Origin of the sequence: Paenarthrobacter sp. NPDC091711 (assembly GCF_044756605.1) — a bacterium.
In the GTDB taxonomy this organism is placed as follows: Bacteria; Actinomycetota; Actinomycetes; order Actinomycetales; family Micrococcaceae; genus Arthrobacter.
Window position 1 is genome coordinate 1 of the sequence record NZ_JBIVTF010000013.1, and the last position, 23,791, is coordinate 23,791.

The 23,791-nt window shown below is 61.0% G+C and carries 22 protein-coding genes; 3 read left to right on the forward strand and 19 right to left on the reverse strand.

All coding sequences use genetic code 11. The annotated features are described in order from the left end of the window. Positions 1-133 precede the first annotated feature (133 nt). Positions 134-874, reverse strand: a complete 741-nt coding sequence (locus ACIQH5_RS17270) for a response regulator transcription factor (protein WP_400405694.1) — start codon at positions 872-874, stop codon at positions 134-136. Between the two features lie 99 nt (positions 875-973). Between ACIQH5_RS17270 and ACIQH5_RS17275 the strand changes: the two genes are divergently transcribed. Next, positions 974-2,644 carry a sensor histidine kinase gene (locus ACIQH5_RS17275; RefSeq protein WP_400405697.1) on the forward strand — a complete coding sequence of 557 codons (1,671 nt, stop codon included), beginning with the start codon at positions 974-976 and terminating at the stop codon, positions 2,642-2,644. Positions 2,645-2,647: 3 nt separating this feature from the next. Here ACIQH5_RS17275 and ACIQH5_RS17280 read toward each other — a convergent pair whose 3' ends face one another. The 13 genes from ACIQH5_RS17280 to ACIQH5_RS17340 all read right to left on the reverse strand — a co-directional run bounded on the left by ACIQH5_RS17280 (position 2,648) and on the right by ACIQH5_RS17340 (position 16,007). Then, positions 2,648-2,893: a PLDc N-terminal domain-containing protein gene (locus ACIQH5_RS17280; protein ID WP_400405700.1), complete on the reverse strand. Its 246-nt coding sequence runs from the start codon at positions 2,891-2,893 to the stop codon at positions 2,648-2,650. Positions 2,894-2,926: 33 nt separating this feature from the next. Next, positions 2,927-4,135: a restriction endonuclease gene (locus ACIQH5_RS17285; protein ID WP_400405910.1), complete on the reverse strand. Its 1,209-nt coding sequence runs from the start codon at positions 4,133-4,135 to the stop codon at positions 2,927-2,929. Between the two features lie 79 nt (positions 4,136-4,214). After that, on the reverse strand, positions 4,215-6,449 hold the full coding sequence (locus tag ACIQH5_RS17290; RefSeq protein WP_400405703.1) for an McrB family protein: 2,235 nt from the start codon (positions 6,447-6,449) through the stop codon (positions 4,215-4,217). A gap of 86 nt (positions 6,450-6,535) precedes the next feature. Beyond that, positions 6,536-7,138 carry a DUF1349 domain-containing protein gene (locus ACIQH5_RS17295; RefSeq protein WP_400405705.1) on the reverse strand — a complete coding sequence of 201 codons (603 nt, stop codon included), beginning with the start codon at positions 7,136-7,138 and terminating at the stop codon, positions 6,536-6,538. Between the two features lie 133 nt (positions 7,139-7,271). After that, entirely contained in the window at positions 7,272-7,895 is a 624-nt protein-coding gene (locus ACIQH5_RS17300; RefSeq protein WP_400405707.1) for a hypothetical protein, read from the reverse strand. Between the two features lie 269 nt (positions 7,896-8,164). After that, positions 8,165-8,551 carry a hypothetical protein gene (locus ACIQH5_RS17305; RefSeq protein ID WP_400405710.1) on the reverse strand — a complete coding sequence of 129 codons (387 nt, stop codon included), beginning with the start codon at positions 8,549-8,551 and terminating at the stop codon, positions 8,165-8,167. Positions 8,552-8,642: 91 nt separating this feature from the next. Next, positions 8,643-8,858 (reverse strand): hypothetical protein, encoded by a 216-nt coding sequence (locus tag ACIQH5_RS17310; protein ID WP_400405712.1) that lies wholly within the window; start codon positions 8,856-8,858, stop codon positions 8,643-8,645. A 30-nt stretch (positions 8,859-8,888) separates the two neighbouring features. Beyond that, a complete protein-coding gene (galE, locus tag ACIQH5_RS17315) occupies positions 8,889-9,863 on the reverse strand; it encodes a UDP-glucose 4-epimerase GalE (protein WP_400405714.1) in 975 nt (324 codons plus the stop codon). A 2-nt stretch (positions 9,864-9,865) separates the two neighbouring features. Beyond that, entirely contained in the window at positions 9,866-10,861 is a 996-nt protein-coding gene (locus ACIQH5_RS17320; RefSeq protein ID WP_400405716.1) for an aldose 1-epimerase family protein, read from the reverse strand. Position 10,862: 1 nt separating this feature from the next. Next, positions 10,863-12,632 carry a beta-galactosidase gene (locus tag ACIQH5_RS17325; RefSeq protein ID WP_400405718.1) on the reverse strand — a complete coding sequence of 590 codons (1,770 nt, stop codon included), beginning with the start codon at positions 12,630-12,632 and terminating at the stop codon, positions 10,863-10,865. 72 nt (positions 12,633-12,704) lie between these two features. After that, entirely contained in the window at positions 12,705-14,060 is a 1,356-nt protein-coding gene (locus tag ACIQH5_RS17330) for an ABC transporter substrate-binding protein (protein ID WP_400405720.1), read from the reverse strand. Positions 14,061-14,129: 69 nt separating this feature from the next. Further along, positions 14,130-15,086, reverse strand: coding sequence for a carbohydrate ABC transporter permease (locus ACIQH5_RS17335; protein ID WP_400405722.1), 957 nt, complete (start codon positions 15,084-15,086; stop codon positions 14,130-14,132). A 3-nt stretch (positions 15,087-15,089) separates the two neighbouring features. After that, entirely contained in the window at positions 15,090-16,007 is a 918-nt protein-coding gene (locus ACIQH5_RS17340; protein WP_400405725.1) for a carbohydrate ABC transporter permease, read from the reverse strand. Positions 16,008-16,176: 169 nt separating this feature from the next. Between ACIQH5_RS17340 and ACIQH5_RS17345 the strand changes: the two genes are divergently transcribed. Both ACIQH5_RS17345 and ACIQH5_RS17350 read left to right on the forward strand, forming a co-directional pair. Further along, on the forward strand, positions 16,177-17,163 hold the full coding sequence (locus ACIQH5_RS17345) for a LacI family DNA-binding transcriptional regulator (RefSeq protein WP_400405911.1): 987 nt from the start codon (positions 16,177-16,179) through the stop codon (positions 17,161-17,163). Between the two features lie 90 nt (positions 17,164-17,253). Continuing rightward, complete coding sequence (locus ACIQH5_RS17350) at positions 17,254-18,384, forward strand: LacI family DNA-binding transcriptional regulator (RefSeq protein ID WP_400405913.1); 1,131 nt, start codon at positions 17,254-17,256, stop codon at positions 18,382-18,384. A gap of 31 nt (positions 18,385-18,415) precedes the next feature. Here ACIQH5_RS17350 and ACIQH5_RS17355 read toward each other — a convergent pair whose 3' ends face one another. From ACIQH5_RS17355 to ACIQH5_RS17375, 5 genes are all read right to left on the reverse strand, one after another. After that, complete coding sequence (locus ACIQH5_RS17355; protein ID WP_400405728.1) at positions 18,416-19,318, reverse strand: carbohydrate ABC transporter permease; 903 nt, start codon at positions 19,316-19,318, stop codon at positions 18,416-18,418. Further along, positions 19,315-20,325 carry a carbohydrate ABC transporter permease gene (locus ACIQH5_RS17360; protein WP_400405730.1) on the reverse strand — a complete coding sequence of 337 codons (1,011 nt, stop codon included), beginning with the start codon at positions 20,323-20,325 and terminating at the stop codon, positions 19,315-19,317. The genes ACIQH5_RS17355 and ACIQH5_RS17360 overlap by 4 nt, the downstream gene beginning before the upstream one ends. A 116-nt stretch (positions 20,326-20,441) precedes the next feature. Next, a complete protein-coding gene (locus ACIQH5_RS17365) occupies positions 20,442-21,758 on the reverse strand; it encodes an ABC transporter substrate-binding protein (protein ID WP_400405733.1) in 1,317 nt (438 codons plus the stop codon). 233 nt (positions 21,759-21,991) lie between these two features. Continuing rightward, positions 21,992-23,065: a WxL protein peptidoglycan domain-containing protein gene (locus ACIQH5_RS17370; protein ID WP_400405736.1), complete on the reverse strand. Its 1,074-nt coding sequence runs from the start codon at positions 23,063-23,065 to the stop codon at positions 21,992-21,994. A gap of 24 nt (positions 23,066-23,089) precedes the next feature. Then, positions 23,090-23,713 (reverse strand): hypothetical protein, encoded by a 624-nt coding sequence (locus tag ACIQH5_RS17375; RefSeq protein ID WP_400405739.1) that lies wholly within the window; start codon positions 23,711-23,713, stop codon positions 23,090-23,092. Between the last annotated feature and the right edge of the window lie 78 nt (positions 23,714-23,791).

Consider the following 23,791-nt stretch of genomic DNA (forward strand, 5'->3'; position numbering starts at 1 on the left):
TGAACAACCTCAGCGACCAAACGATTCGTGAACTTCACCATGGCAATCGACACCCTTCAATATTCAGGTGTTGCGATCACCGCATGATTCAGCGCGCTCAGAACGACCTGAACTGCTACCCAGTTGGGTCGGTTTAGTTGCTTGAGGCCGGTGCGAGCCGGTAGCCCACACCGCGGACCGTCTCGAGCCAGCGCGGCGCCTGAATGCTGTCGCCGAGCTTCTTGCGAAGATTTCCCATATGTACCTCAACGGCGCGTTCGTCGGCGTCGCTGACGTAACTGCCGACGTCGTACGGTTCGTTGCGGAGGCGACGCGCGAGATCTGCCTTGGTCCGCACAATCCGTCCGGTCTCCAACAGCGCAAGCAGGAGATCGAACTCCGTCCGGGTCAGCTTGAGCTCGGTGCCGTTCAGGACGGCGGTGCGGGAGCCGGCCGAGACGGCCAAGCCGTTGTGGCTCACCTCGGGGTCCGCTGCTTCCGGAACGCTCTTGGAGTCCGACGACGCGCGCGGCCTTCGCATCATCGCTTCAACACGGGCGCGCAGTTCCCGGGGCCGGAACGGCTTGGTGAGGTAATCATCGCCGCCCGCTTCCAGACCCATCAGGGTGTCCAGCTCTTCAGCGCGGGCCGTCAACATGATGATGTAGGCGTCCGAGGATTTCCGGATCTGGCGAGCAACCTCAAAACCATCAATATCGGGGAGGCCCAGATCCAACGTAATAACGTCCGGATTCAGCTCACGGGCCGACGTCACACCTGCGGATCCGGTGGACGCTACATGCACATCAAATCCCGCCTGGGATAGAACTACGCGTACCAATTCGCGGATATCCTGGTCATCTTCAATGACCAGCCCCACACGTGCTTCACTCATCGCTGCCCCTCAGCCCCTTCGATAACCTCAGAAGTATATCCATTATGGTTAGGCTGATCTCATGAACCGACTTTCTTCCGCGTCTTTGGTGGATGTGCCATGACCCAGCCTTCGACGTGGGACATTGGTGAAAAGAAGCAATTGTTGGTTTTTAGGCGCTCTTTCCACGAACATACCCTGCGTATGCGTGTTGTCCTCAGCCAATTGCCGTTATCTGTCTGTGTCTGCATTTCAGCCATCCTGGTCTGGCTGTATTTCCCGGCCACACTTCAGAATCCGCTGTTCCTCATTTTCCTGCTGAGCCAGGCTTTCCTCCTGGCAGCGTGCATCATTGTGCCGTGGCACAGGCTCCCCTTCGCCTCCTTCCTCATCATCCCCGTACTGGACATGGTCTCCATCGGCTTCGCCCGTGAGGGTGCAGTGGAGTCCATCACGGGCCTCAGTGTCCTGGTGGTGCTGCCGGTCATCTGGCTATGCGCCTCGGGGTTGTACCCGAAGCTCGCCATTGCCATGTCCTTCGTGGGACCGTTGGGGATCGTCTGGGTTCCCCTGTTCGTGAGGGGAACCCTCAGCGAACAAGACTTCACCAAGCCACTCCTCTTCCCCATCCTCATGCTGGGCATCGGTGTTTCCGTCAGCGTCCTGACCTTGAGCATGGTGCGCCAGCAACGTGCCTTGGAGCAGAAAGACGAGGCACTCAAGGAAGCCCTGAGCGTCAGCACCAAGCAGGAACGGCTCCTCAACGCCGTCATGGAAGCCCTGCCTCTGGGCGTGGTGGCGGTTGATGGCGATGGCCATGACATCCTCATGAACCGCCGCCAACGCCAAACGCACGCCCTGGCAACTCCCCCGGACAACCAGGACCCCAACGAATCCCAGCTGCTGATCTTCGACGTCGACAGGACCACCCCACTGGATGCGGACCGCAGGCCGGTGCGTCGTGCAGTCCTCGGCGAAAGGTTCACCGACCAACTGGTGTGGTTGGGCACAGGAAGCGATCAACGCGCCTTCACCGCCAGCGCACGCCCCATGGTGGCCGAAGCCGGGAAGTTTGCCGGCTCGGTGGTGGTCTTCAGTGACGTCACTGACTTGGTGAACGCGTTGGCTGCAAAAGACGACTTCGTTGCCAACGTCTCCCATGAATTCCGTACCCCGCTGACGTCCATCCTTGGCTACGTCGAGCTGATCTTGGATGATCCGAACGCCCTCGACGCCAGAGCGCGTCAACAGCTGGATATCGTCAGACGCAACGCCGAGAGGCTGTTGACCCTCGTCTCGGACCTGCTGGCCGTGCGGTCAGGGCAGATCGTCATCCAGCCACATACCGTGGACGTAGCCGAGCTGGTGCGGGGCAGCGTCAACTCCGCAGAGCCCCGCGCGGCCAAGGCCGGCATCCGGCTCTCCGTGGATCTTCCCGACGCCCTCGAAGCCCACCTCGACTCATCACGGATTGCCCAGGTGCTGGACAACTTGGTGTCCAACGCGATCAAATACTCCCCCGACGGCGGGGATGTGGAAGTAGCGGCCTGGGAGGATCAGGACTTCATTTTCTGCCGGGTCACCGATACCGGTATGGGCATGAACGAGGAAGAACAGGCCGAGGCTTTCACCAAGTTCTTCCGCGCCGGCGGCGTACGCAAAAGCGCCATCCCCGGCGTCGGGCTTGGGCTGCCCATCAGCAAAGCCATTGTTGAAGCGCATGGCGGAACCATCACCTTGGAAAGCGAACCAGGCCGGGGCACCACGTTCACGGTGAAGATGCCCTCGTGAACGTCAGCGTTTAGTTGCGCCCATTTCCGCGTCCCGACGGCGGCCGAACAGGAAGTAGCTCACCGGCCCGAAGAAGTTGATGAAGGAAACAGCACGCCAGATCGCCTTCTTGCCCCTGATCTGATCGTCAGGAGTCTTGCCGAGGCTTCGCTGCGCAGCGCCCAACAAGGCCAGGTTGATGGCACCGCTGACCAACAGCATGATCCGTTGGCCTTTGGTCATATCGCGCCATGATTTCTTGCGGCCCATAGTGCCTCCTCCAGTGACGATTTACGTATCAGGCTAGTCCGACGTCGGGCGACCCGCCACAGCCTGGCGTACTACTTCGCCCCAGGACTGCTCGGCCAGGTCAGCCACCGCGGCCAGGATTTCCGACGGCGGCAGGGACAGGTCCAGCGGGTACTCCACAATGTCGATGTCCGTGTTGAGAATCCGGCGCAGCTTTACTTCACCCGGACCAGCGTAGACAAGCCAGGCGGTGGGTACCCGAAGGGCTGTGCAGTACGCCAGCAACTGGTAATGGTCGGCGCTCAAGGACGCGCCGGCGTCGGAGGCCGCCTGGTATTTGGAGTCATAGACCACCACGGGACGCCCACCCAGGAAATGCACGGCATCCGGACGAACGGTCAGGCGATCGGAGTCCCGGACTGCCTCATTGAGGTGCGCGCCATATTGGAGGCGCATCTCTCCCGGGTGGGCACTCATGGCGCTGCGCAACGCGGTCCCAACGAATTCCTCGAACACCTGGCCCATGTCCACCACGAAGGACGCGGTTTGCTGCTTGCCCTCGCCGGCCTCGGCGGAGGCGTTGCGAAGGATCACCTCGGCCAGGCGCAGCACGGGGTGGTACCTGAGGTTCATCCTGCTGGCCCGCCACGGCGGCAGGGGCGCTCCGGACTGGAGCCGGGTGACGGCGTCGAGCTTTCCCTTGAGCTGCCGCAAGCGGCTCAGGACATCCGGCCGGACGCCGGGAACCTGGCCCATCCGCTCCAAGGCCGCGCGGAGGATGCGGTTCTCAGCAATGTCCTCCGTGAATTCGTCGTAGGAGACTTCCAGCGGCACCATCATCCCCGGGCGTCGGGAAATCTGGTCCGAGATCCGAATGCGCCCCTTGACGGTCCGCAGGGATTCTTCCACGGTGAGATAGCCCTGCAGGACGCCACGGCTCAGCGCCTTATCTGCCAACTGAGCGAGGGATTCGGCCAGTGCGCTCCACAGATCCGGGTGCTCCACGGCCTCCACCGAGTGATCACGGAAGCCCTGCTCTCCGGCGTAGCTGAGCAGGAAGAGGAGCCGGTTGAGGCCCAGACGGTCCTTGGGCCGGACTTCGAGCTGCACAGTACTGGTCCGCACTGAGCCCACCTTGCCCACGGGTTCGATCCGGTAGAGGCCCATCCCCATGGGCGAGGCCTTGGCAAGCCCGCTGGTGTTAATGAACGCGGCAGAGGCTGGATCAAGTTTTTCCACCACCCCGCGGGAGAGCTCGTCCATGACAAGGTGCCGCGGTCCCATGTTCACCGGTCCCGTGCGGGCACTGGCGGGCGCCCGGCCCGGCCTGGGCGGGATGGCTTTAGCGGGCTGCAAGTCGTCCCAGCAACTGTTCCAGGCCGAAGCGTTCCTCCAACTGCGCCCGGTTCAGCTGCCCGTGGTAGTGCTCCTCCAGCAAAGGCATGAGCTCGTACTTCCAGATGCGGCGCAATCCAGTGGGGTTCTGGGCCGCATTCTTCATGAAATAGGACGGCCCGATCATCAGGTCCCGGTCCCAGTCGTCAATGGCGTCGTTGAGCGCGTCCAGGAGATCTGCATTAAGGGTGTCCAGCCCCCGGGCTTCGAGGAAGCGGCGCAGTGTGCCGCGGATTGGCTCTTCTTTGGGGTGCAGCTCGATGAACGCGAAACGGCGGCGGATGGCTGCGTCCATCATGGCAATGGAGCGGTCCGCAGTGTTCATGGTGCCGATGATGTAGAGGTTATCCGGCAAACTGAAGGGTTCGTTGGGGCTGTACTGGAGGTAGATGCGGTCATCCCGGTACTCCAGGAGGAAGTAGAGCTCGCCGAAGACCTTGGCCAGATTGGCGCGGTTCATTTCGTCGATGATCAGGAAGTACGGTTTGTGCGCATTCTCCGGCTTGGCTGCTTCCTCCGCGAGCCGCCGCAGCGGGCCGGCCACGAGTTTGAAGGACACCTGGCCGTCATCAGTCTTGTCCGGCCGGTAGCCCTCGAAGAAGTCCTCGTAGGCGTAGGACGGGTGGAACTGCACCAGCTTCACCCGCTCGTCAGTGTGGTCACCGGCCAGCTCGGCGGCCAGGTGCTTGGCCAGGTAGGTCTTGCCGGTTCCCGGCGGACCGTAAAGAACCAGTTGGCGGTTCTCCTCCAGCAGTTCGGAGATTTCCTTGAGCGGTTCAAGGTCCATGTGCAAGGACGCCGCGAACTCTTCCGTCAGGGGCCGGAAACCTTGCTGGACAACCTCGACGACGGTGGTGGGCGGCGCTTCGTCCTCGCCATCGGTTTCGGCTTCGACCGGGAGCAGTTCCTGCAATGCCTGAATGACCCTGGTGACGTCCACGAGGATGCCAGGGGTGGACAGCTGCCGCTGGGCATGGCGGGGAAGTTCCGGGATGGCGTAGCTGTCATCGAACCAGCGGACCTTGCGACGGATCCGCCTGTTGTCCTCATGGTGTTCGGGTTCACCAAGGACCACACCAACCCTGACCCGGCCGGCATGCTGGTACAGCGTGAGGTCGCCTGGCTTCATGACTGTCAGGAAGGCGAAAACAGCCGTTTTGGTGTCTTCGCGTTCCACGTAGCCGAGGTGTTTGTAATCCTCATCAACTGCATGCTGAACCACGCCTGCCGTGACGCCTGCGGTGAGGGAGCGCAGGTGTTCCACGTCCAAGGTGGCCTTCTCTTCAGCCACCCAGGCGGCAAGGAGGTCCGCATTGTCATGATGGGTTCGCAGGAGCCAGGACCGGCGGCCCGGATCTCCCACCTTGCGCCACTGGCTCACCAGTTGGCGGGCGTACCAATCGATGCGCTGTCCCGCTTGCTCGTCCAAGTGCAGGCGGATCCGGTGGATGTCCGCGGTGATGTCCTCATCCGTATCACCTTTGGCGCCGCCCACGAGAGAAGCAAAGGCGTCCCGGATCTCCTGGCGTTCAACATCCGCCACCACGGGCTCGAAGTAGCTCGGCCACACCAAGTACTCGATGCTGCGGCGCAGGGCAGGCTGATCCTCAGGTGTGGCGACGGCGAGTTCGTGGAACTTCAGCGGATCCGCGAGCGCCTGGTTGATGGTGGCTGTGCTTTGGCTGTCCACGTGGGCCACAAAGCGGCACAGCCATTTCAGGTGATCCCAAATGGTCCAGTTGAACTCTGCGGTGCGGTCACGAATCACACCGTGGTCCGTCATGCCTTGGTATAGCTCTTCCGGCAGCTCGATGGCTGGCCCAACCCAGGAGGCAGCCTCAGCGACTCGGGCGCGCTTGACCCTGAGTGACTTGACCTCATGCGCGAGCGGCAATGACTGCAGGAACAGCAGTTCCACGGCCAGCAGCTTGGCCTCCCGGGACGCGCCTTCGAGGTTCTGCCGCAGGTTGGTCATCATGGGGGCTTTGGAGTCCTCCACCCCGCGTTCGAGCCTTTCCAGAAGCTCGCCCGCCGCATCTGCGGTCCACGTCAACGTCCTGCCGTCCAGCGCCGAGGGTCTTCCGTGAAGCGCCGGACCCAGCACATACCACGCCGCGTCCTCGATCTCCTTGGAGACTCCGGGGGCGCGGTCAATGGCAGTTTTTACGGAGGAAATCACCATGCCAACCTACCTTGTTTGGTTTATCCAAGCATCTGGATATCCACAGGCCCTCCGTATCGCCCCGAGCTGCTGGCGTGTTGCCCGCTCTAGCTCCCGTCCCGTAGGTCAGCCGGAGGTTCTTCCTTCAATTCGATGCTGTCGAATCGTGCTTCGCAACTGTCCCCCATGGGCGCCTGAGACATGAACCCAACACGGATTGCTTTGTCCGTATCCAGCCGGAACAACCGGACAAAGGACCAGTCCTGCCCGTCAGTTGACGAGTGGAACGCCCAGGCGGGTCCCACCCGGCTGACCCGCAAGTAGACCCAGGGGCTGGTCACCACGGGACCGTTCGAGTCGTCCGAGTAGGTGTTGGTCACTACGCTGACCACCATGGCCTCCCCTTGCGGAGAGTATTCGAAGCAGAGCTTGGCCCAGTGGTCGTTGTCCGCCCACAAAGCCAGCACACCGGCGTCGAACGTTGTCCGCGGCGAGGCAACCAAGACCCTTGCCGACAGCGAGAAGGACGTAGGCGCCGTGAATGCCAGGGCTGAGGCCCTGTGCTGCTGTTCTCCCCCGAGCGAATCGTTGGACCAGTCCACGCCGGGCGCGGCCGTAAGGGTAAGTGTTCCCTCGGCTTCGTCGTAGCTCGCGTGGCTGGGCGATGAGGTCCATTCGACGGGTGGAAGTCCAGCTATTTCGGGAATCAATTCGTGCTCCTTTACTCGTCAGACAGGACATTTCCCTGCAACTTTTGCATACTCACCCCACGCAGCGACACTGAGATAAGGGGCTGGACGCACAATGGTCCGGCTCCACCAAGGAGCCGGACCAACAACGCGTCTATTCGAACAGCGACAATGTCAGGTTAGCGGTGTAATCGCCTGGCGCGACGGTAGCCGACGTCCGCAGGAACAGGCCCGCTGTTGCGGTCCACTGACCTTCAGGCGCAATCGCGGCGGAGTCCAGGGCAAGGGCGAGCAATTCCTGGTCCACCAGGCCAACCGCATCAGGGCCCGAATCCATCACCGTCTCCACAACGTCGCCCTCGGCGACCTGTCCCGATTCACCACCGTCAATCAGCGAGGGAGACCAACCCAGGTGTCCGGCTCCGATCGCCGGCTGGCCCGCGGCTCCCGTGAAGTCGGTTGATGTACCGATGACATACCAGCCTGCCCCGGCCGGGATCTGATCCGGCAATCGCGTATCAGTTACCGTTACGGTCGGCAGTGACCCCGTGAACTGGCGGACGGTGGGAGTGGAGCCGGTTTCAGTCAGCGTGGCCGTGGTGCCCGCCACGCTCATGGCCAGGATTCCAGGCTCATCGATCTGGGCAATTGCTACGTTCACGTCGACGTCTTGGTCGCCATGGTTTTCCTCAGCCATGGCGGCTCCGGCCACGCCAGCCAGCAGGGCAGTGCCTGCGGCTGCTGCCGAGATTCTTGCGATCAAACTCGCCTTGCTCATCGTCCTGCTCCTTGGTACGGGGATGCGGGAGATTCATATCCAGGTGTCGGTAAAGGAAAGCGCCAGGGCGGACTCCGTGCTCGTAATACGGAATCCAGTTCGGCGTAACTTCGCCCTCCCCGCCCGAAAGTCGGTTGCCTCGAGGTTGGGCGAGCAAGCTGATCGACGCGCGGCTGTGCGCATGCAAGCAACTGGTGCGGGCGAATCTATGCATTATTATCCGGAATGTTTACGTAAACTTACACGTATTCAGGCCGTTCGACAAGAGTCTAAGCACGCTTCTGCCGGGTGGCGGGGCGCTCCCGACCGATGAGCAGGAGGGCCATGCCGACCCCTCCGCAGAGCCCGGCAGCAATGAGGGCTCCAAGGGGATCTATGCCGGTGACGGGGAGTCCGCCAGTACCGCACTGACCGCCGCATTGAGCGCGCGGCGCCATCTCAACGTTCAGCTGGATATCGGAGCCGTTGATCTCGGAAGCCCAACTCGGCGTGAAGCCGAGCGCGAAACTAAAAGCCACGAGGACGCAGGACAACAGGATCCTGGCCGAGTCCGCCGTTCGAAAACGGGCAAAGGGTCGGCGGACCCCCGCGGAGCGGGCTTCGCTGCGCATGCTTTGCCGCACGGCCCTGTGGAGGCCCGTCCCACGTGTCGTCACTCTTATTCCATCCTCTGAAGATGCCCCATGTCCCTGTGCACATGCGGCAGTTCTACGTAAAAAACCGTGGTTACGCCCCGATGTCAGAGGCTCAGGCTTTCTGCTTCTCATAGGTGTAGCCGTAGGGCACATCCGGTGAGAGCTCCACCGTGTAGGACCCATAATCCAGCCGCGTGACCAGGATCCCGCAGCGGCCCTCAACGCGAGCACGCTGCTCCGCAGCCTGGATGGCGGCGTTGAGGTTGTTCTCCATGGTGGACTTGCTGGTAGCCGTGATGGTGGCCAAAAGTTCAGGCGCCTCGATCATGATGTTCCTTTGAGATAGTGCGTTGCAGTGCTAGTGGGTGGATAACTTCTGGTTCCCGGCTGCCGCCCAGGCGCTGGAGATCATGTCCCGGAGCGTATGCCTCGGTTCCCAAGCGATGTCGCGGCGTGCCAGCTCGCCGGAAGCGACGATCCGGGCAGGATCGCCGGGCCGGGCTGCGCAAATTTGTGGAGCAAACTGAATCCCGGTGACAGAGGCCATTTCAGTCATGATCTGGCGAACGGATACCCCGGTACCGCTGCCCAGGTTGTAGACGGGCTCCAGGTCAACGCCCTCTTGCAGTTTCCGGGCAGCTTCCACGTGGGCCGCGGCCACGTCGGCAACGTGGACGTAGTCCCTGACGCAGCTGCCGTCCGGCGTGGCGTATGCCGTACCAAAGATCCTTGGCGTTGCGCCATCCTTCAACGCTTGGAAGACCAAGGGGAACAGGTTGTGCGGGCTGACATCCACCACTTCCGGGATCCCGGAACCCACCACATTGAAGTACCGGAGCGATGTATGCCGCAGACCCGTTGCCCGCGATTGGTCTGCGATGAGCCATTCACCAATGAGCTTGGATTCGCCGTAGGGAGATTCCGGCCTGGTGGGCGTGGATTCAGTCACCAAATCCACGTCGGTGTTTCCATAAACGGCGGCGCTGGAGGAGAAGACGATCGCCCGCACAGAGGCCGTTTCCATGGCAGCCAAAAGGTTTCCCGTACCGGTGACGTTCTGGAAATAGGTGTGAAGCGGCCATTCAACCGATACCCCGGCGTACTTGAAACCCGCCAAGTGGATTACGCCTGATACGTCGTGGCGTTCAAATACTTCTTTGAGGAATTCGGTATCCAGCAGTGATCCCTGCTCGAACGTTGCGCCTTCCTGAATAAATCCGCGCTTGCCGCTGGACAGGTCATCGATGACAACCACATCGTGGCCGTCGTCCATGAGTGCTTGGGCTACGTGGGAGCCGATGTAGCCGGCTCCTCCTGTTACTAGCCATGCCATGGTCAGTTCTCTCCTCTGTGGTGGTTGCCCTGTGCGCGTCCGATCCGGTGTGAAATACCCCAGGTTGAGATCCACTCCTCCCCCGGTTCAAGCCAGCGCAGGCCGGCCCCGGAGTTGAATGCATTGGGGAGCGCCGTCATGGGTTCCACCGCTACAGCGGTCCGGTGACCTCCCGCTGGATAGCTCGTGGTGGTGTACACCTGCGCGTACTGATAGTTGGCATCGCCCCAGACCTCCACGGCGTCTCCATTCGGTGCCTCAAGGAGGTGCCGGTACTTTCCGTCCGGCGCCGGGGTGAGATCGAGGAATGCTGTGTCCAGTTGCAGCCAACCCACCTTGGGCCCTGCGGACAGATCCATGGGCGTCCCGGAAACAGCGGACGTGCCCACGGGATTCAGACGCTCATCCACCACCACATAAGAGGCAGCGTTGATGGTCAAGGAAACGTCCTGCGTGGGTGTAGCACCAAGCCGCATGTAAGGGTGTGAACCAATGGCCGCAGGGGCGGGCGTGGCTGACTTGTTGGTCAGCGCGTGGGTGACCGTCAGCCCCTGCAGGGATACCGAATACGTGGTCTCCACGTCCACAGCGAACGGGTAGCCTTCGCTCGGGTAAATCCGAACCTGTAGCGTCAGCTCGCTGGCGGACCGGCAAACCAACGTGTGGGGACGCAACCTGACCAGGCCATGAATGGCGTTCCCGCGCTCGGGTTCGCTGATGGCCAGCTGGAGGTCTTTCCCGTCATGCGACCAGCGCCCATCCCGGACCCTGTTGGGCCATGGAATGAGAATCTCCCCCTCGCAATGTTTGGGGAGACCGAGCTCGGGAAACTCCTCGATCAACGGCTCGCCGTCCACTGTGAGGCTGCGGATGGTGCCGCCGAGCTCAGTGATGACTGCCGAGACCACGCGGCCATCCGTCCCCGGCTCCGCGGAAATCCGGAACTGCCGGCCGGTCGGAGCGGCAATGCCAGTCCTTGTTGCTTGAGTCAGTGGCATCTCAGAACTCCGTGTGGCCAAGATCGTGGCTGGCCACGAAGGAAACGGAGCTGTGGGTGGCTGCTTGGAGTTCGAGCACGGTGATGGTGTTGCCGTGCTTCCGCAGGAGGGAGCCTGGAACGTAAAGCGTGGCCTGCGGTCCTCGGGACCAGTACCGCCCCAGGCAGAAGCCGTTGATCCACACCACTCCTTTGGTCCAGCCCTTGGTGGAAAGGAAGGTATCGCCACCCCCGGGGAGGTCAAAAGTCCCGTGGGCAAAGACCGGCCCGGACACCGGCATGTCAGCAAGGGAGGGTTGTTCCTCCAACGCCGCTGAGACCGGGACTGCGTCGTCGAGTTCCAAGGGAAGGATGTCCCAGTTCCACAGAGTTTCTCCGTTGATCCGGGCATTTCCGATCAGGCCCTTCGACTCCCCCAAACGGGGACCGTAGTTCACGCGTCCTTGGTCCTCCACGAGGATTTCCAGAGTGCCAACCGCGTCATGGGGCAGCGCCAGGGACCTTTCATGGTGATCCCGGGAGAGGATTCCCACCGGCACCCTGTTCAGGAAGACCTGCGCCCTGTCACGTACTTCGTCGAACTCCAGCACAGCGGGACCGGACACTTCGATTCCTCTGCGATAGAGAGTGAAACCGGAGTAGTGGCCCAGCTCGTCGTGGGAGCGGATTCCCTCGTGCGAGGTCCACTTCCCGAGCCGGTCCAGGCAATCCCACAGCGGCAGTGATTGCCTCAGATTTACGGACAGTGCCGAGCCAAGCTGGGGCGGCGCCGGAACGTCGTCGTCGTCGAGGTGTGTGTATTTGGAAATGACCTCGCGGAAGGCCCAGTACTTCGGCGTCGGGTTTCCGGCTTCGTCCAACGGAGCGTCGTAGTCGTAGCTGGTGACGATCGGCTGGTAGACGCCCTTGTCATTTGCGCCGTTGGTGAATCCAAAGTTGGTGCCACCGTGGAACATGTAGATATTGACCGACGCGCCAAGCTCCAGCAGCACATCCAGATCGTTGGCGGACTGCTCCACGGTGGTGGTGTGGTGGTGGGCGCCCCAGTGATCGAACCAGCCCACCCAGAATTCCGAGCACATGAGGGGCCCGGTGAGTTGGTGGCGGCGAAGTGTTTCAAGCCGCTCTGCTGAACGGGAACCGAAAGACCCTGTCTTGTGCAATTCCGGCAGGCTGCCGTTGGCCAGCATGTCGTCCTGGGGTTGGTCAACCGTGGTGAACGGAACGGTCAGACCGATTTCACGGTTGACCTTCACGAGCTTCTCCAGATAGAACCGGTCGGCGCCGTAAGCTCCGTATTCGTTCTCGATCTGGATCAGAATGATCGGGCCGCCGGCATCTATCTGACGCGGAACCAGGATGGGTGCGAGTTTCTCGAGATACTCGGTGAGGGCTGCCATATACACGGGATCATCGGCTCGGATGGCCGCAGCGCCGCGGTCAAACAGCCAGGCGGGAAGGCCCCCGTTGTCCCACTCCGCACAAATGTATGGCCCAGGGCGAACAATCGCGTGCATCCCTTCAGCGGCCACCAGGTCCAGGAAACGGCCAAGGTCCAAGCCATCCGAGGTGTCGAAGACCTCCGGGGACGGAGCGTGGGCGTTCCACGGAATGTAAGTCTCGATGGTGTTGAGCCCCATTTGCCGGGCCTTCCGGATCCGATCCGCCCACTGATCCGGATGGACGCGGAAGTAGTGCAAAGCGCCGGAGAGAATCCGATGGGGCTGACCGTCGAGCATGAAGTCCTGCTCGCCGATGGTGAAGGTTGGCATAGGGGAAATCCAATCTGGAATGGTGGAGCGGGGTCCAGGGCCTAGGGGGTGACCCTGGACCCGCGCCACGTCTTACTTGGTGGTAACGGTGAAGCCTTGCTGCTGGCCGTACTTGGCCGTGGCATCCTGCCAGGCTTTGAGGCCATCATTTAGATCGCCCTTGGAACCGTAGGCCTGGCCAACGGTGTCGCTGTAGATGCTGTTGGCGTAGGTCTGGAACGGAAGGTAGCTCCACCCCGGAACCACGTCCTTGGAAGCCTGGACCAGGACCTCGTTGATCTTCTGGCCACCGAAGTAGGCGTTTTCAGCGTTCAGGAACGATTCGCTCTCAAGATCAGCCTTGGTGGAGGGGAAGCCACCGTTTGCAGCGTGGATCTTGGATCCTTCAGGGCCGTTGGCGAACTGGAGGAAGCCGTAGGCAGCAGCTTTGTTCTTGCTCTGCTTCAGTACGGCGTCGCCACCGCCGCCGTTCTCAGCCGTTGCGGCTGCGCCCTTCTCGTAGGTCGGCATTGGGGCTACCCGCCACTGACCGCTGGCGCCTGCCGCACCCGATTCGAGGTTTGCGGGCATCCATGCGCCGATGATCAGCGTGGCGATGCTTCCGTCCGAGAGGCCCTTGTACCATTCGTCGCTCCAGCTGGTGACGGGCGAGAGGAGATCGTTCTTGAGCAGCTGGTTCCAGGTGCCGGTCCACTTCTTGGCGCCTTCATCCTGGAGATCAACGGCTACTTTGGTGCTTCCGTCCAGCGTGTAGGGCTTGCCGCCGGCCTGCCAGATCATGCTGGTGGTGAAGCCGGCATCGCCGTTGTCACTGGTGATGTAAGCCTTGGGATCCGCGGCGTGGAGCTTCTTGCCGGCTTCAATGTACTCATCCCAGGTGGTGGGGATGCTGATGCCGTGCTTTTCGAAGACGTCCGCACGGTAGAACATGGCCATGGGGCCGGAGTCCTGCGGGAGGGCGTAGACGCCACCGTTGAGGTTCACGGACCCCCACGTGGACTCGGTGTAGTTGTCCTTGAGTTCCTCGGCGCCGAATTCCTTCAGGTCCACCAAAGCGTCGGACAGCGCGAACTGGGGCAGGGCGTTGTATTCGATCTGTGCAACGTCCGGAGCACCGCTTCCGGCCTTAACCGCGTTCTGCAGCTTGGTGTAGTGGGCGTTGCCCGTTCCCACGTTTTCCAGGTTGACGTGGACCTTGGGGTACTTGGCCTCGAAGGCCTCTACGATCGGCTCGAGCTGCGGAGCCCAGCCCCACACCGTGAGGGTGGTCTCCGTGTCCAGCGCCTTGGCGATGTCCTTGGCACTGGCGCCTTCGGCCCCGGCGTTTGCGGTGGTTCCGGAGCTACTGCAGGCGGCGAGGCCGCCTACCAGGAGGCTGGCCGCCAGGGCGGCAGTGGCCACCCGCCGGAAGCGATGGTTGTTCTTCATTGAATGAGTGCCTTTCAGATGCGATGTGGGAGATGCACGACGGCGGGAGGTCGCCGTCGTCGGGCCTTATTACTTGACGCTTCCGGCAGACAGTCCCGACTGCCAGAAGCGCTGGAGGAAGAGGAACGCCCCCACGATGGGCACGATGGTGAGCAGTGATCCGGTGATAACGAGGTTGTAGATGGCCTCGCCTCCGGCCGTGGTCGCTTGGGCGTTCCAGCTGTTGAGCCCCACGGTGAGCGGGTACCAGGTTGATTGGCTCAACATGATCAAGGGGAGGAAGTAGTTGTTCCACGTGGCCACCACGGTGAACAGGAGGACGGTGATGAAGCCCGGTGCCAGCATTCTTAGCGAGATGGTGAAGAAGGTCCTGAACTCCCCCGCCCCGTCCATGCGGGCTGCCTCCAGTACTTCCGTTGGCACGGACTCGATTGCGTAGATCCACACGAGGTAGAGCCCGAACGGACTGATCAGGGACGGGATGATGACGGACCACGGGGTGTTGGTGAGTCCCAGTTGGCTGAACATCAGGAAGGTGGGGACAGCCAAGGCAGTTCCGGGGATGGCCACTGCGCCGAGGACAACCGCAAAGACGCCACGCTTGCCGGGGAACTCGAATTTGGCCAGTCCATAACCTGCCAGGGTGGCAAGAAATGTTGCACCGCCAGCGCCCACCACCACGTAGAGAACGGTGTTGGCAAGCCAGCGCAGGAATTCGCCGTCGTTGTAGGTCAGGGTGCCCACAATGTTGTCCCACAGAGCGAAGTCCCCGGAGAACCACAGGCCGAACGAGCCGAAAAGGGAAGTCTGTGTCTTGGTGGAATTGACCACGAGCCAGAACAAGGGAAGCAGTGCATACACCGCCATGACCCCCATCAGGATGGTGAGCAGAACGGACGAGCGCTTCCGGGTGACGCCGTGCCGGCGGGTGTTCAACCTGGGTGCAGGTGATCGCCGAGGCCTCGCAACCGGTGACGGTTCGGGCGAGGTTTCGCTGGAATGGGCTGGGCTCAAACGTACGGACATGGGCTAGGCATCCTTTCGCGAGCCGGAAATTTGGACGACGTAGGCGACCACCACGGTGAGGACGCCCATGATGATGGAGATCGCCGCGGCGTAATTGAACTGCTGGCCTGCGAACGAGAGGTTGAAGGCATACATATTGGGCGTGAAGTAGGAGCTGATGGAGTTCGGCGCCAGCGCCTTGAGGATGTTCGGCTCGTTGAACAACTGGAAGCTGCCAATGACCGAGAAGATGCTCGCTATGCCGATTGCGCCGCGGATGGAGGGAAGCTTGATGCTCCGGATCACCCGGAACGTGCCTGCTCCGTCAAGGTTTGCTGCTTCGTACAGTTCCGCAGGGATGACCTTCAGGGCCGAATAGAAGATCAGCATGTTGTACCCGGTGAACTCCCAGGTGTTGATGTTTCCGATCGAGGCGAGGATCCAACTCGAGGAAAGGGGCTCGGCAAGGTTCAAACCTAAGAAGTCGTTGATGCTGCCGAACAGGCCAAACCGCGGGCCGTAGATGAATCCCCACATCAACGTGGCCACTACTGCCGGGACTGCGTATGGGAGGAACACCGAGATACGGAAGAACGACGACGCGCGGAGACGGCCGCTGTCCAGGGCCAGCGCTGCGAACAGGGCCAGGAACAGCATGATGGGGACCTGGACCACCAGGAAGACGGCCACCCTGATCACGGAGTCCCAGAATTGAGGATCCGCGAGCGCCTGAAGATAGTTGGCTCCCCCAACGAACTTGTCGCCGCCCACCATTTGGTTCTGGAAGAGGCTCAAATAGAACGCGTAGAGCACGGGCGCCACGAATACCAGCAGGAAGACAGCCATGAACGGGCCAACGAAGGCCCACCCCATCCATCGTCCTGCGCGTTTCCGGGTTCGGACCAAGGGTAGGGCGTCGGCCACGGGCGACGTCGTTGTCATGATAGTTTCTTCTCTTCTCGCTATGTTTACGCAAACATTCTTGAAAGAAGATTAGCATGTTTAGGTGAACATACAAGGGGATGCAACGGAGAATAAGAGGCCGGTCGACAGGACGAAGAGTAGCGGTCCGCCTCCGCTCAGAAACTCCCGAGCCCTTCGTGGCCCGTCAATAGCAGATGTAGCGCGGGCAGCCGGCGTCTCCGCCCAGACTGTGTCCCGCGTATCAAACGGATTGACGAATGTTGAAGAAAAGACCAAGCAGCGGGTCCTTGATGCCATGAAGCAACTGGGCTACCGGCCCAATAGGGCCGCCCGGGCACTCAAGAGCGGCCAATTCAAATCCATCGGCGTCATCCTGTTCAATCTCTCGACCAATGGCAACCGGCGTACTTTGGATGCCATTGCCACTGCCGCGTCACAGGCGGGCTACTCGGTGACCCTGATACCCCTCCACGATCCCACCACAGGAACAGTGACAGGTGCCTACAACCGGCTCCGCGAGCAGGAGGTGGATGGGGTGGTCATCATCTTCGAAGCACACCTGTTCGATCGCGAGGACATGACCTTGCCAGAGGACCTTCCCGCCGTTGTCATCGACTCCACGCCCGGGTCCGGGTATCCGATGGTTGACACGGACCAGGCTGAAGGCGCCCGGATTGCTACCAGGCACCTCTTGGATCTTGGCCACCAGCAGGTCTGGCACATCGGGGGGCCAGTATCGTCCTTTTCGGCCATGCATAGGGAAAAGTCCTGGAGACGGACACTGGACGAGGCAGGCATCCAAGCGCCCTCTGTCTTCCATGGCGATTGGTCCACCGAATCCGGCTATCGGGTGGGAATGGAAATGGGCCGAAATCGCGAAGTCACGGCAATCTTCGCTGCGAATGATCAGATGGCCCTTGGGGCAATGCGAGCTCTTCATGAACTTGGACGCCGCATTCCGGACGATGTCAGCATCGTTGGATTCGATGACCTCGAGGAATCTACGTCCTTCTGGCCTCCCCTGACCACCATCCGTCAAGACTTCCATTCGGTGGGTCGGCTCAGCATAGAAAAGCTGCTTCAGCAGATCGCCGGAAACAGTCCGGCGAGCGGCGTCACAACCGTGCCAACGAGCCTCGTCGTGCGCAAAAGCACGGCCGCACCGGCCGGTTAACCACACGTCGACGGCCACTGGACACCTCCGTCGTTCGGGCTGTTACTCACGCTAATAGGCAGCGATTGCAAGTAACCTGTTGAGGTGAACATGGATCAGGAGAACACAACCATCAAGGCTCAGGCGGTCCCGCCCGAGGAATCCGTGAAGCCTGCGCCCAAGAAGCGCGCCACCAGGGGACCGTCCATCGGGGACGTGGCAAAGGCCGCCGGCGTCTCCGCCCAGACCGTTTCCCGGGTTTCCAACGGACTCACCAACGTCGAAGAATCCACTAAGAACAGGGTCCTCGACGCCATGAAGGAACTCGGCTACCGACCCAACAGGGCCGCGCGTGCGCTCAAGAGCGGCCAGTTCAAATCCATCGGCGTCATCATGTTCACTCTTTCCAGCTTCGGGAACATGCGTACCCTGGACGCCATCGCCACGGCTGCCTCGCAGGCTGGCTATTCCGTGACGCTCATTCCCGTCCAGGATCCCACCACCGGAACCGTATCCGGAGCCTACGAAAGGCTGCGGGAACAGCAAGTGGACGGCGTCGTCGTTATCTTCGAGGCCCATCTCTTGGACGAAGCTGACATAACCCTCCCTGAGGACCTCCCGGCCGTGGTGATCGATTCCAACGCCGGTTTCGGCTATCCCATGGTGGATACCGACCAGGCCCAGGGTGCACGGTTCGCCACGCAGCACCTGCTTGACCTTGGCCACCAACAGGTGTGGCATATTGGTGGACCCACAACGTCCTTCTCGGCCACGCACCGGGAAGAATCGTGGAAGCGCACATTGGAAGAAGCCGGTATTGAGGCCCCTCCGGTCCTCCATGGCGACTGGTCCACCGAATCCGGCTACCAAATCGGCCGGGAGCTCGCAGGCAACCCGGATGTGACCGCCATCTTTGCCGCCAATGACCAAATGGCCCTGGGTGCCATGCGCGCCTTGCATGAACAGGGCCGGAGCATTCCGGAAGATGTCAGCGTTGTGGGATTCGACGACCTGGACGAGTCCACGTCCTTCTGGCCGCCTCTGACCACCATCCATCAGGACTTCTACGCAGTGGGCCGCCTCAGCATCGAAAACCTGCTTCAGCAAATTGCGGGCACACGTTCGGTAGATAATTTCACCATTGTGCCCACCAGCATGGTGGTGCGCAAAAGCACTGCGGCTCCCGCGGTCAGTGCGCGTCCGTCAGCCCGGAAAAAGCGAGTAGCTGCGGACAAGGGCTGACCCTCCCCCGCAGCTACGCCGTTCATTACTGCTACCCCTTGCTGGCTCCCAAGGTAAGCCCAGCCACGAACTGTCGTTGCAGGACCAGGTAGATGATCATGGTGGGAATCAGGGTGATCATGGCACCAGCCGCAATCAGGTTGTAGTTGCTCAAGAACTGCCCCTGAAGGTTGTTGATGGCGGTGGTGATCGGCAGCCTGTCACCGCTCTGGATGAATAGCAACGGCCAGAAGAAGTCGTTGTAGATAAAGATGACTTGCAATGTACCCAAAGCCGCGAGTGCCGGACGGCAGAGTGGCATGATGATGTTCCAGTACTGCCGCCAGATACCAGCGCCATCCACCAAAGCAGCTTCGGTCAGGTCTTGCGGAAGGGCCTTCATGTAATTGGAGAGCACGAAGGTGCAGAAGCCGATCTGGAAAGCAGTGTCCACGATGATGACGGCTATGTAGGTATTGAGCAGGTTCCCGGAGTCGCTGATTGAGTACGGCAAGGAAACATGCTTGAACATCTCAAACAACGGCGCTGCAAGGACCTGCGGTGGCAGAAGGTTACCTGCGGTGAACATGATCAGCAGCGTGATGTTGAACTTCCAGCTCACCCGCGATACTGCGAAAGCCATCATGGACGCGAAGAGAAGCGTCAGCAGGACGGTGGGAACCGTGATCAGGACCGAGTTCAGGAAGTACTTCGAGAATCCTCCCTGGTTCCAGGCCTGGACGAAGTTTTCGAAACCGAAGCTGCCCCCGAAGCTGAAGTAGCCGTATTTGTCGGTGTCCTCTTTGGGACGGAGCGCCGTAAAGAGCGACCAGAGCAGCGGTATCAGCCAAATCGCGGCCATAACTATGAGGAAGATGTGCGTGCCATAGTGGCGTTTGCGGGTCTTGCCGGTCCTGCCGGTCTGGACAGGAAGGGTGCGGGCGATGGTGCTCATGCCTCTTTCTCCTTGCCGAAGGTGCGGATGAGGTAGAAGACAATCGGTACCAAGGAAATCACCAGAAGTACCACGGCCAGCGCTGAACCGACGCCGATCACTTGTCCTTCACCGATCAGGTTTTGGATCACCAAGGCGCTCAGCAGTTCAAGACCGTTGGTGCCGCGGTTGATGACGTAGACAATGTCAAAGGCGCGGAGGGACTCAATGATGGTGATGACCACGATCACGATGTTGACCGGGCGCATGGCGGGGAAGACTACGCGGAAGAAGGTCTGAACCGCGTTGGCGCCGTCAATCGACGCAGCTTCCCTGAGCGCGGGGTCCACACCCTTCAGGCCGGCTAAGTAAAGGATCATGACGTAGCCCGCGTGGCGCCACGTTGCTGCGATCATGGCAGCCCAGATGTTGACGTTCGAGTCGCCGAACCAGTCCACTGCCTGGGGTGTGCCGGCCGTCCCGAGCAGGAAGTTCAGCAGACCACTGTCGCGGTTGTAGAAGAGCTGCCAAATGATACCGATCAATGCGAGGGAGAGCATGACAGGCGTGAAGAAGATGCTCTGGTAAATTTTGCTCCCCCGGATCTTCTGGTCCAGGAGCACCGCGAGCAGAAGGCCCAGCGGCGTTGCAATCAACGCCAGGAAAGCCAGCCACAGCACGTTGTGCTGCATGGCCGGCCAGAACGGGGGGTAGTTCTGGCTAATGAACTCATAGTTATCCGTCCCGGCTGACTTGATGTCTGCCACGTCCAGACCGTTCCATCGCGTGAAGCTCAGTGCAATGGAGGCCAGAGTGGGCAACCAAACGAACAGCAGCTGAATGAGCGTTGGAAGGCCGACCATGATGCCAAGGACGATTTTGTCCCGACGGCTTAGGCGACGAACCCGCCCGGACTTCTTGCGCTTTCGTCCGGCATTTGCCGGCGAGGCGTGTGCTGTCCCTGTGCGGGCACCGCCTGTGGGGGGTCCGCTGTTCGGGGAGGCCGGTTTTTCGGCTGTGGTACTCATGGGAATTCCTTTGGTATTCGTCGCGCACTGGCCGGCCGCGGTGTGATCCGCGGCCGACCCTTGCTCGGGAAGCCTGGCCGCTTGACCAGCAACCGTATGGCCAGGGCAGCCTTAAGCTACTGGGCCGCGTAGAGCGACTTTGCCTGCGCTTCCAGGTTTTTCACATCGACGCTTCCATCCTTGATGAAGGACTGAAGCGCCGGAATCATGACGTTATTGGCCATCGCCGGCAACGCATCGCGGTCCAGGAACTGGCTGATGTACTTCGCGTTCGCAATGGTGTCCGCACACTTCTTGTTCAGGGCAGAGTACTTGGACGTGTCAGCGCCCTTTACTGTTGCGATGTTGGAAGTATCTACGGCCGCGTAAGCGTCCTGACCTTCCGGACTCCCCATAAAGGCAAGGAAGTCACGGGCCGCCTGATTCTCGCCACCCTTCTTCGACAGCAACAGGCCATCGATCGGAGCCTCAACGGCGTCAGTTCCTTCAACGGCGATCTCCGGGAACGGGAAGAAGTCGATGTCCGCCAGTACCGTGGGATCCGTGAACTGCTGCGTCACGAATGAACCCAGGAGATACATACCGGTCTTCTTGGCTTCGAGGGCTTTGGCTGCATCCTGCCAGGTCTGCCCCAGGGCCGCAGGGTCCTGGAACGGCAGGAGTTCCTTCCAGGTATCGAAGACGTCGCTGACCTTCTTCTGATCCCAGCTTTCCTTGTGCGCGGTGAGGTCGACGTGGAACTGGTACCCGTTGAGCCGCATGTTGATGTAGTCGAAGGTTCCCATGGCCGGCCAGCCGTCCTTGTCGGCGAAGCCGATCGGATTGATTCCATCGGCCTTCATCTTGGCAGCCAGGGTGGTCAGCTCGTCGAAAGTGGCCGGAACTGCGTAGCCCTTTTCGGCCCAGAAGCTCTTCCGGTAGAAGAAGCCCCACGGGTAGTTGTAGTTAGGGACCAAGTACATTTTTCCGTCAGGTCCGGTGGAAGCCTTCTTGATGGCGTCGGAGAAATTGCCGCCGATCTTCTCCCAGACGTCGTCGACGGGAGCCAGCAGGCCCTTCTCTGCGTAGTACTGCATCCGATAACCGGCAAACCAGGTGAAGGAATCGTCCGGGCTGCCCTGCAGGTAGGAGTTGATCTTGTTCTGGAAGTCGTTGTGGGGAACCACGTTGGTTACCACGTCGAAGCCCGACTTCTTCGTGAAGGCGTCCGTTACCGCCTTGTAGGCAGCGCGGGGAACTTCGTCCGATGAACCCGAGCCAAAGGTGAGGCTCTTGGATGTGGATCCGGACGTGGGTGCTGAACCGCCGGTACAGGCTGACAACATGGGGATGCCCGCTGCAGCGACTGCCCCGACTCCCAGAGTCTTCAGGAAGGTTCGCCGTCCTGGACCGGCGCCTTCCGCCGCCTGGAACGGGCCAAGATTCATAGCCATGATTACTCCTTTGGATCGTGGTTCTTCGTGTGACTGTCCAACATCCGCCTGCGCACTCTGAGATAGCTCAAGTGTGGGCTTGTGGAAGCAGGAAGTCGCCGGATTTGGTCAATATTCCTGTGAATGTTCACGTAAACATTGAACTGCAAGAAGTTTACGTAAACATGAGTGGTTTGACAAGGGTATTTTGCTGCATTCCCGCTCTTTTTTCCGAGCATGGACGCACTTTGAAATCAGGGCGTTCCCACTTCCCTACGCCCGGCCTCGCGGGCCTCTTCAAGCAGCCGGACCAGTTCCTTCTTCCGCCGCCTGCGCCCCCAGAAAAGGCCCGCAAACAGAAGCAACAAAGCAACCAGGATGGCTAGCTGCGGCCAGGGAATCGCCCATAGAGTCACGCTTTCCTGCACCGGATCCAGCGCTTGGGTGGAACCGTCAGGGGCAATCACCCCTTGTGAAACCGTCACCGGCAAAGTCATGATGCCCAGCGGCCACACACCAGGCACGTGGATGCTGACGGTTCGACGGTCCCCGGGCAGCAACTCGAGAGTTCTGGCTTCTTCGGTCCCGGCAGCCGGCCACTGGGCGTCGTTGACCATTGCGCGGGGGTCCACCGACAGGCGGACATTGCCCGTATTCTCCAGGTCAACGGTAAGGTCCGCGGATCCCGGTTCCAGGGGATTCCACGACGTATCGTAGCTCGCGGTTGCCTTCACGCTCAGTGCAGCTTTGACCTCTCCCTTCACCCGGGTCATCACACGGAACCCAACGCGGCTTTCCACGCCCAGTTGCGTCCCGTCCGAGCCGCCCTGCGAGTAGATAGAGGCAGCTATTCCCGCTGCATGATCGCCCGGTGTCGCGTTGTCCGGGACCGTCACCTTGAACGGCACGACGGCGGTACCTCCCGCCGCTACGGTGACCGTTTTGTCCATGGAGATCCACGTCCCTGCAGCAACCGACTGTTTGTCACCGGGGAGCATGTTGAAACGGCCTGTTGGAGTGAAATATCCATCAGCAGCCGTCAGCGCAAACGTAACGTCGCGATCGCTGAGGTTTCTTACTGCCAGATGTTCGTTTGCACTGGCTCCCGAGTCAAGTTCAAGTTCCAGCCACGAGCGACCGTCCGGGCCCTCTGCGTCTGCGGGCGTCACAGCCCAGGTGACCGGACTGTCCGTGGCATCACCGGTGGCAGCAAAGCCGGCCGGCGCAAAAGCGACGGTTGCAAAGATTACGGACGCCACCAGGTACATGGCAACAACAACTCGCCGCAGGTGACCATGACCGGTCTGCCCGAGGAATGGGAGCCTCATGGGATGAAGATACCTCTGGTGCATCTATTCGAACAGGGAGAGCGTGAGCTTGGCGGTGTAGTTACCGGGGGCCACTGTTGCGGGGGTTTTCATGAAGAGGTCCGCATTGGCTGTCCATTGTCCTTCGGAGGCAATCGCTCCCGAGTCCAGGGCCAGCGCGAGCAGTTCCTGATCCACCAGGCCTACAGCAGTCGGCCCCTGGTCCATGACGGTGTCTACCTGGTCGCCTTCGGCCACCTGACCGGACGCGCCGCCGTCGATCACCTTCGGTGCCCACCCCAAGTGTGATGCGCCGATGGCCGGTTGTCCCGCACCGCCGACGAAATCCGTTGAGGTGCCCAGCACATACCAGCCGGCACCAGCAGGGACCTCATCCGGGGACCGGGTATCGGTCACCGTCACGGTAGGCAGGGTGCCCTTGAACTGGCGCACCGTAGGCGTGGAACCGTCCTCGGTCAGTGCCGTGGCCGTGCCTGCGACGCTCATGGCCAGCACGCCGCCGTCGACGATTTCGGTAATGCCGACGTTGACATCCACGTCCTGGTCGCCGTGGTTCTGATCGGCTATCGCCATGCCGGCGACACCCAACAACAGCGCCGTGGCAGTGGAAATGGCTGCACCGCGGGCCAGGAATTTATGTCGGTTCACGTTCTTGCTTCTTTCACGTAGGTCCGGCAAACCAGCCGGTAAGAGAGGGGTAAAAGAAGCTGGTGGCCCGCCATCGGG